1 protein-coding gene is annotated in these 286 nt (G+C 57.7%); it reads right to left on the minus strand.

Annotated elements, in window-relative coordinates:
* Window positions 1–286, minus strand: a 286-nt coding sequence (locus EN807_RS34860) for a PAS domain-containing protein (RefSeq protein ID WP_135938111.1), incomplete at both ends; no start/stop codon positions are given.

A 286-nucleotide genomic window follows, 5' to 3' on the forward strand; every position in this document is an offset into this window, starting at 1 on the left:
TCCATGCTGGGCACGAAGCTGTTGTCGAGGCGTTGTACAAGGTCGCCTTCGGCCAGCGCCCGCAGGGCATCTGCAAGCATGCGAATGGCGCTCATGCGCGGTGTGACGTCGGTGGCAAATTTCACCACCTTCACCACTTTACCGGTTTCATCGACAACCGGATTATAGGCGGCCTGGATCCATATTTCCTTGCCGTTCTTCCCGTAGCGGACAAACTCGTCCGAGATGAATTCGCCTGATGCCAGTCGTTGCCAGAAATTTGCGTAGGCGGGCGAGGCGGCATAGG

Origin of the sequence: Mesorhizobium sp. M5C.F.Ca.ET.164.01.1.1 (assembly GCF_004792125.1) — a bacterium.
Lineage (GTDB): Bacteria > Pseudomonadota > Alphaproteobacteria > Rhizobiales > Rhizobiaceae > Mesorhizobium > Mesorhizobium wenxiniae.